The 7,506-nt window shown below is 63.2% G+C and carries 8 protein-coding genes; 4 read left to right on the top strand and 4 right to left on the bottom strand.

Annotated elements, in window-relative coordinates; all coding sequences use genetic code 11:
* Nucleotides 1-572: hypothetical protein (locus EOA33_RS17820; RefSeq protein WP_127406200.1), on the top strand; the 572-nt coding region annotated here is incomplete at its 5' end.
* Between the two features lie 132 nt (nt 573-704).
* Here the strand turns inward: EOA33_RS17820 and EOA33_RS17825 are convergent.
* A complete protein-coding gene (locus tag EOA33_RS17825; RefSeq protein ID WP_127406201.1) occupies nt 705-2,267 on the bottom strand; it encodes a winged helix-turn-helix domain-containing protein in 1,563 nt (520 codons plus the stop codon).
* A gap of 104 nt (nt 2,268-2,371) precedes the next feature.
* On the opposite strand from EOA33_RS17825, the gene EOA33_RS17830 reads away from it, so the two are divergent.
* Complete coding sequence (locus tag EOA33_RS17830) at nt 2,372-2,833, top strand: cupin domain-containing protein (RefSeq protein WP_127406202.1); 462 nt, start codon at nt 2,372-2,374, stop codon at nt 2,831-2,833.
* Nucleotides 2,834-2,981: 148 nt separating this feature from the next.
* Here the strand turns inward: EOA33_RS17830 and EOA33_RS17835 are convergent, their stop codons facing one another.
* Entirely contained in the window at nt 2,982-3,671 is a 690-nt protein-coding gene (locus tag EOA33_RS17835; protein WP_127406203.1) for an HAD family phosphatase, read from the bottom strand.
* A 186-nt stretch (nt 3,672-3,857) separates the two neighbouring features.
* Between EOA33_RS17835 and EOA33_RS17840 the strand changes: the two genes are divergently transcribed.
* Entirely contained in the window at nt 3,858-4,991 is a 1,134-nt protein-coding gene (locus tag EOA33_RS17840) for a site-specific DNA-methyltransferase (RefSeq protein WP_127406204.1), read from the top strand.
* Nucleotides 4,992-5,049: 58 nt separating this feature from the next.
* Here the strand turns inward: EOA33_RS17840 and EOA33_RS17845 are convergent, their stop codons facing one another.
* Nucleotides 5,050-5,661: an HAD family phosphatase gene (locus EOA33_RS17845; protein ID WP_126055898.1), complete on the bottom strand. Its 612-nt coding sequence runs from the start codon at nt 5,659-5,661 to the stop codon at nt 5,050-5,052.
* Nucleotides 5,662-5,686: 25 nt separating this feature from the next.
* Nucleotides 5,687-6,814: an A/G-specific adenine glycosylase gene (gene mutY / locus EOA33_RS17850; RefSeq protein WP_126055897.1), complete on the bottom strand. Its 1,128-nt coding sequence runs from the start codon at nt 6,812-6,814 to the stop codon at nt 5,687-5,689.
* A 33-nt stretch (nt 6,815-6,847) separates the two neighbouring features.
* Between mutY and EOA33_RS17855 the strand changes: the two genes are divergently transcribed.
* Complete coding sequence (locus tag EOA33_RS17855; protein WP_126055896.1) at nt 6,848-7,348, top strand: DUF721 domain-containing protein; 501 nt, start codon at nt 6,848-6,850, stop codon at nt 7,346-7,348.
* Nucleotides 7,349-7,506: the final 158 nt, after the last annotated feature.

The following is a 7,506-nucleotide window of genomic DNA, read 5'->3' on the forward strand; positions in this document are numbered from 1 at the left end:
ACCCCAAGGTGCTTTCCAGCCAGTTGCAGGCCTATTGCCCGAAAGTGACGCTGCGCGATGGCACCGCCTACTTCAACATCTATGCCAAGGGCGGCGCCAAGCCCAAGAAGAAGGATGCCGCGCAGGCGGCCGAGGCAGCCACTGCCGCCCAGGCCGCGCCCGACGGCACCCTCGTCGATCCGGATCGCGATCCCGCCAAGATCATTTACCAGGCCTCGATTACCGACGTGACCCGCGATTGCAGCCGTGGCAACGGCCAGCTGTCGATGAAGATCGCGGTGGCCGGCAGGGTCGTGCCGGGGCCGATGTTCGCACCGGGCACGATCACGATGCCGATCCGCGTTGCGGTGATGCACGGCACGGATGTGCTCTATTCGCAGATCCACCAGTATCAGGTCCAGATCACTGATCCCTCGGCCGCGACGCAGTTCGTCTTCACCGACCCGAACGTCATCGTGCCCGAGCCGACCGCAAAGGACTACCAGGCCTTCGCCGGCTATGACGAAAACGCGCCGAAAGCCGCCACCGACAAGGGCAAGCGGAAGAAAAAGTCCGCCCCGGCGACAAACTGATGCGCGGATGCATTGGCGCGCAGCTGCAGCCTGATTGACGCAAGCTGGACGAAGGCTGGAGAGTTGGCGGCAAGTCGTCGTCGCGCTCCGGTTACAACCAATTCAAAGGACAACGGCGTGTCGCTGGTCGGGCTACTCCGGCAATCCGGCGTCCCGTAGCGCGCTGCCAAGAGCCTTTGCGAGCGCGGGCGCGCAATTCACGCCTGCAAACTGGCGGCTGTAGCGAAAGGCCGGCTGGAGCTCGAGCACGCGCGCGGCGGCCGCCCTCGCTTCGTCCAATCGGCCAAGCTTGGCCAGCGCGGCGGCCAATTGCACATATGTGATACTATGCGCTGGATTGGCTTGAACGGACTTGTAAGCCGCGCGGCAGGCTTCTTCGTAACGGCCTCGCAGCAAATGGCTCATTGCCTGGGCGTCAAATGCGGCCCAGGCCCACGAATCGAAAGGGCTTAGCCGCATGCCCTGCGCGCTCCATTCTATCGCGCGCTCCGCTTCGCCGCTCCATCCCAGAATGACACTGCCAAGAATATAGGTCAGCGCCGATGACGGGCTGATGACGAGGGCTGCTTCCAACGTCGTGAATGCAGCGGCGCGATCGTGTGCATCCATTCCGATGGAAAAGCCGGCCCACGTCAAGGCGAGTGCATCGTCTTGTCCATGGACGATGGCCGACCGGGCGTGGCGGATGGAAGAGGTACGGTTGATCTCCTGCAGGCCGGCGCGAAGGAACAAGCAATGGTGGCACATCGCGGCATTGCCATGCGCCAGCGCATACGCTGGTTCGAGCGCGATGGCGCGCTCGAGAAGCACCAGCGCTCTGGTCACTTGCTCCGGCATACCTGAATCGACGTCAGGCTGCGCTTGCAGCACGAGATCGTAGGCGTCGAGACTGTCAGGGCGCTTCCGTCTGACACGTTCGATTTCGGCTTTCCGCACGCTCGGCGCAATCGCGCCCACTGCTGACAGCGCGATCTCGTCTTGAAGCGCAAAGATGTCTTCGGAGCTGCGGTCGTAGCGTTCGGCCCATACATGCGCACCGGTCGATGCATCGATCATCTGCCCGGTAACACGCATGCTACTGCCGGCCTTGCGCACACTGCCTTCGAGGACATAGCGAACGCCAAGCTCGCGGCCGACCTGCTTCACGTCCACGGCGCGACCTTTGTAGGTGAAGGTCGAGTTTCGTGCGATGACGAACAACCACTTGATGCGCGCCAAGCCTGTGATGATGTCGTCGACCATCCCATCGGCAAAGTACTCCTGCTGCGGATCGCCGCTCAAATTCGAGAACGGCAGGACCGCGACGGAGGGCTTCTCGGGCAAGATCGGGGCTGACTCGGCGCGGGTGGCGACCGAGGTATCGCGAATATTCGTGGCGACAGCCGGCCCGACATAGCGATAGCCGCGGCGCGGCAGTGTTTCGATCCAGCTCTCGGCATTCGCGGCGTCGGCCAGCACTCGGCGCAGGGCTGCGATCTGAACCGTCAGATTGTTGTCGGCAACCGCCAATCCGCCCCAACCGGTCTCAATCAGCGCGTCCTTGGACACGGGTACGCCGGCGTTTTGGATCAGCAGGCACAGCAGCGCAGTCGCGCGTTGCCCAAGCATGGTCGGCTCAGCGCCGTAAAAGAGAATGCCCACCTCCGGATCGAGGCGGAACGGGCCGAACTGGTAGAGGTCGCCCCTGACTGTCATTCGAGTCTTTTAGCAAATTTTTGCGAAGGGATTCACGACTTTCGGGCATGGGCGGCCGATGTTGCGCAAATGCCAGAGGTAGCGCCCAACCACAGGAGGATCATATGAGCGCCAATGCCGTCATCCGCATGCCCGATGAGAGGAAAGGCGTCATGCTGCGTGGCCATCCTATGTCATTCCTCGTCACCGGCGAGAATAGCAAGCACATGAGCATGTTCGACTGGACGATTCCACCGGAGTTCGCCACCGGGCGGCATGTTCACCGGGTGCAGGAGGAGACCTTCTACCTGCTCGAAGGCGAGTGTGAGTGGCATGTCGGCGACAAGATGATCCGCGCAACGCCCGGTACCCATGTGTTCATCCCGCCGGGAGTGCCGCACAACATCACGAATGTCAGCGAGAAACCGGCACGCGTGTTGATGACAGTTTCTCCGCCTGGCCACGAGCATTACTTCGAAGAGCTCGCCAAACTCGCGGCGCAGGGTGCGCCGGATCCAAAAGCGCTCGCCGATCTGCGAAACCGTTACGACACCGATCAACTGTCGACGTTGACAACACGCGCGTAGGACCTCGTCTCCGGCCCAAAACTTGGTAAGCGAAAGGCCAGGCCTACAGTAAGACCTTCGGAAGCGGACGTAGCGGTTTGCTGTGTGGAATTGTGTAAAAACAAATACTTAGAGAGGATCAGCGATTTCTGTGACAAGCTGAGCCGCTTCAGGCGTCCGCCGACCATTCCGACAGGGCGGCGATCACGCTTTTCAGCTCGGCCCAGCGGCGTATGACCGTTTCCGCGCCGGCTTCGGTCAGCGCGTCGGCATGGCCCGGATAGCTGTGGCCGGCGCCGGTGAAGCCGATGACGCGCATGCCGGCCGTCCTGGCGGCGGTGACGCCATGCACGGAATCCTCGATCACGAATGTGTTTTCCGGCTTCGCGTTGAGCTTTTCGGCAGCATAGAGAAACACGTCCGGGGCGGGCTTGGTCTTCTTGCTGGGTATGTCGAGCCCCGAGAAGATGCGGCCGGTGAAGAACGGCAGCAGCCCTACCTTCTCCAGCATGAACTCGACCCGCTCCGTGCGAGAGTTGGAGCAGACCGCGCGCGGCACGGTGACGGACGCCACCGCCTCGAGCGCGCCGTCGATGATGCGCACGTCGCTGCGCAGCTTGCGGTCGACCAGCGTCTCGGCGCGGTCGATCAGCGAAGCCTGGAAGGGGATGGCGGACTTCTCCTCCACCCGCATCATGATGTCCTTGAAGGTCAGCCCGGCATAGGTCTCGGCCAGTTCCTCCGGCGATATCTCGTAACCGGCCGAGGTCAGCAGCTCGGCCTCGATGCGCGCGGCGATGATTTCAGAATCGACGAGCACGCCGTCGCAATCGAAGATGACAAGGTCTGGCTGGGGCATGGCGATCCGGAACGTGGGAAAAAGGTGGCCTGATGCGGCTCAGGCGGCGCGGCATACACCAAGCGGCCGGGCTTCGCAAATTCACGAAGCTTTTGACCGCCGGGCGGTCGCGCCCTTCACCGAATATTTACGCTGATCGGTAACCATAACGGACAGTAAACAGTAACGCGTGCCTTGGGTGTAAAAATGTCAGCCGTGCGTCTTCTCGACGAGCTTTCCCACGCTCCCCAGCAATCCGAATGGCTGGACACCATCCTCAAGGGCGACTGCGTCGCGGCCCTCGACCGGCTGCCGGAAAAGTCCATCGACGTCATCTTCGCCGATCCGCCCTACAACCTGCAGCTCGACGGCGACCTGCACCGGCCCGACCAGTCCAAGGTCGACGCCGTCGACGACGACTGGGACCAGTTCGAGAGCTTTGAAGCCTATGACGCCTTCACTCGCGCCTGGCTGCTGGCGGCGCGGCGCGTGTTGAAGCCCAACGGCACTATCTGGGTCATAGGCTCCTACCACAACATCTTCAGGGTCGGCGCCAAGATGCAGGATCTCGGCTTCTGGATTCTCAACGACGTCGTCTGGCGCAAGACCAATCCGATGCCGAACTTCCGCGGCCGCCGCTTCCAGAACGCGCATGAGACGATGATCTGGGCCTCGCGCGACCAAAAGGCCAAGGGCTACACCTTCAACTACGAGGCGCTGAAGGCCTCGAACGACGATGTCCAGATGCGCTCCGACTGGCTGTTCCCGATCTGCACCGGCCAGGAGCGGCTGAAGAACGACAATGGCGACAAGTTGCATCCGACGCAGAAGCCGGAAGCGCTGCTCGCCCGCATCATGATGGCCTCGACCAAGCCGGGCGACATCGTGCTCGATCCCTTCTTTGGATCCGGCACCACCGGCGCGGTGGCAAAGCGCCTCGGCCGGCGATTCGTCGGCATCGAGCGCGAGCAGGCCTATATCGACGCCGCCAATGAGCGCATCGACGCGGTGCGGCCGCTGGAAGGCGCCGACCTGACCGTATTGTCCGGCAAGCGCGCCGAGCCGCGCGTCGCTTTCATCAGCCTGATCGACACCGGCCTGATGGCGCCGGGCGCCACGCTCTACGACGCCAAGAAGCGCTGGGCAGCCAAGGTGCGCGCCGACGGCACGGTGGCGATCGGCGACAGCGCCGGCTCGATCCACAAGATCGGCGCCGAGGTGCAGGGGCTCGACGCCTGCAACGGCTGGACCTTCTGGCACTATGAGCGCAGCGGTGGCCTCACCCCGATCGACGAGCTGCGCCGCATCGCGCGTCTCGGCATGGAGCGGGCAGGGGCCTGACCCCCGCACGCTCGCCATTAAAGTTTAATCGGAACGTCATCGTCCGAAACAATTCAAATCAGGCCTTGATCCCGTAACGCTCGAGGTCTGTCTTGAGCGTTTCGGCGTCGGTGAACAGCACAGACTGCCAGCCGGCCGCCTTGGCGCCGTCGACATTCTTCTGGCTGTCGTCGATGAACAACGTCGCGGACGGTTCGAGGCCGAACGCGGCGACATGATGATCGTAGATGGCGCGATCCGGCTTGATCTGGCGGATGTCGGCCGAAACGGTCACGCCGCGCGGACGGTTGAGGAAGTCGAAACGCTGGCGGGCTTCGGCAAGCGTGTCCGAGGCAAAGTTGGTCAGCATCGTCACATCGTGGCCGGTCTCGATCAGGCCGATCATGATGGCGACGCTGTCGTCATAGGCATGCGGCACCATCTCGTGCCAATGCCGGCGGAAATTGCGTATATTCTCCGCATGGCTCGGGTACTCGGCGATCAGCAGCGCCTCGGCCTCATCCCAACTCCGCCCGCGGTCCTGCTCGAGGTTCCAGTCATGCGTGCAGACATTGTCGAAGAACCATTTCCGCTCCCCGGCATCCGGAATAAGGCGGCTGAACGGGATATCCGGATCGTAGTGGATCAGCACCTTGCCGATGTCGAACACGATGTGGCGGATTTCGGTCATGCGGGTCCTTCGCTAGTTCCGCCCATCACTGCGGGCGCTGTCTTCTGGTCGCGCCCGGTATCGCCGCTTCGATTACCCTTTTCATGACGGTGGGCAGCGCTTCCCCGGAAATTTCATGGGCCAGCGACCAGAAATGCCCATCCGGCGCATCGCCTTTGATGTGGGCATGAAAGACTTCGAGTTCGAGCGCGAAATGGGTGAAGACATGGGCGATCCGTCCGGCGTGCCGCCAGTCGGCAGGCAAGGGCGCCGCGGCTTCCGTGGTCGCGCCGTCCACCCTTGCGCTCCACGACGTCGTCGGTACCTCTGTCATGCCGCCGAGCAGGCCCTTTTCCGGGCGCTTGCGCAGGAGGATGGCGCCATCATTGCGCTCGGCCACGAACGCCGCGCCGCGCCTGAGCGGCTTGTCGTCCTTGGGCAGGCGGACCGGGAAACGCTCGGGATCGCCTGAGAGGATGGCGCTGCAATCCTCGCGCAGCGGGCACAGCATGCAGCGCGGCCGCCGTGGCGTGCAGAGCGTGGCGCCGAGATCCATCATCGCCTGGGCGAAATCGCCGGGCCGCCTTGCCGGAACCATCTGCTCGACCAGCGCGCGGATCTCGGGCTTGGCCTCGCTGAGCGGCGTCGCGATTGAATTGAGCCTGGACACGACGCGCTCGACATTGCCGTCGACGACGGCCGCCGGCCGGTCGAAGGCGATGGCTGCGATCGCCGCCGCCGTATAGGCGCCGATCCCCGGCAGCTCACGCAGCCCGGCCTCCGTGTCCGGAAAGCGGCCGCCGCGCCCGGCGACCAGATCGGCGCAGGCCTTGAGGTTGCGCGCCCGGGAATAATAGCCGAGCCCGGCCCAGGCCTTCATGACATCCTCGACGGGCGCCGCCGCCAGCGTCCCGACGTCAGGCCATTTTTCGAGGAATGCGCGAAAATAGGCTTTGACCGCTTCGACAGTCGTCTGCTGCAACATGACTTCCGAGAGCCATACGCGGTATGGGTCTGGCCTTGCGCCGCCGGCCAGCGCCCCGGGCGCGACGCGCCACGGCAGGTCGCGGTGATGCGCGTCGTACCAGGCGAGCAGGCGGGAGGCGACACCGCCTGAAAGGGCTTCGCTGCTTTCGCCGGATGCGGCCTTGCGGGTCTGGTCGTGCGGTGCCATTGATCGGATGAGCTCGGGGATTGGAGAACGCACATGGCAGGGAAAAAGCCCTACGGCAATCCCGTCCCGGTGAGCGATCTCGCAACCGAGATCCTCGATCCGGTGTTGAAGAAGCGCGCAGGCATCTCGATCGGGCTGGTGCAGTCCTGGGAGGAGATCGCCGGACCCCGGCTAGCCGGGCGCTCGCGCCCGGAAAAGATCCAGTGGCCGCGTCGCTTGCATGAGGACGACCCGTTCGAACCTGCGGTGCTGGTGATCGCCTGCGAAGGCATGGCGGCGCTCCACCTGCAGCATGAAGCCGGGGAAATCATCAATCGCGTCAATTCCTTCCTCGGCTTTAGCGCTATTGGCCGCATCAAGATCGTGCAAAAGCCGGTGCTGTCCGGAAAGGCCCGCCCGAAACCGGCGCCGAGACCGCTCAACGACGCGGAGAAGGCGAAGCTTTCGCGAACCGTCGGCAAGATCGAGGACGATGGCTTGCGCGCCTCATTGGAGCGGCTGGGCGCAACGATTCTAGGGCAGAAAAGGCCATAGGATTGTCGTTTATCTCGCGTATTCGTGAACGCACGACAAAATTTGGCGATTGGAATGGGGACGGCGATGCCTTAATTCGCGCCAACTCTCGCCTTCTCTAGCTTTTGCATTGCAAAATCCAACTGATATCAGGTGATTCGCATGAACCGTCCTTTGTC

Origin of the sequence: Mesorhizobium sp. M4A.F.Ca.ET.050.02.1.1, assembly GCF_003997725.1 — a bacterium.
Classification (GTDB): Bacteria; Pseudomonadota; Alphaproteobacteria; order Rhizobiales; family Rhizobiaceae; genus Mesorhizobium.

Excerpts from the sequence above, each read along its gene's own strand:
- EOA33_RS17825 (WP_127406201.1), bottom strand. The coding sequence starts at position 2,267 with ATGACAGTCAGGGGCGACCTCTACCAGTTCGGCCCGTTCCGCCTCGAT.
- EOA33_RS17830 (WP_127406202.1), top strand. The coding sequence starts at position 2,372 with ATGAGCGCCAATGCCGTCATCCGCATGCCCGATGAGAGGAAAGGCGTC.
- EOA33_RS17835 (WP_127406203.1), bottom strand. The coding sequence starts at position 3,671 with ATGCCCCAGCCAGACCTTGTCATCTTCGATTGCGACGGCGTGCTCGTC.
- EOA33_RS17840 (WP_127406204.1), top strand. The coding sequence starts at position 3,858 with ATGTCAGCCGTGCGTCTTCTCGACGAGCTTTCCCACGCTCCCCAGCAA.
- EOA33_RS17845 (WP_126055898.1), bottom strand. The coding sequence starts at position 5,661 with ATGACCGAAATCCGCCACATCGTGTTCGACATCGGCAAGGTGCTGATC.
- mutY (WP_126055897.1), bottom strand. The coding sequence starts at position 6,814 with ATGGCACCGCACGACCAGACCCGCAAGGCCGCATCCGGCGAAAGCAGC.
- EOA33_RS17855 (WP_126055896.1), top strand. The coding sequence starts at position 6,848 with ATGGCAGGGAAAAAGCCCTACGGCAATCCCGTCCCGGTGAGCGATCTC.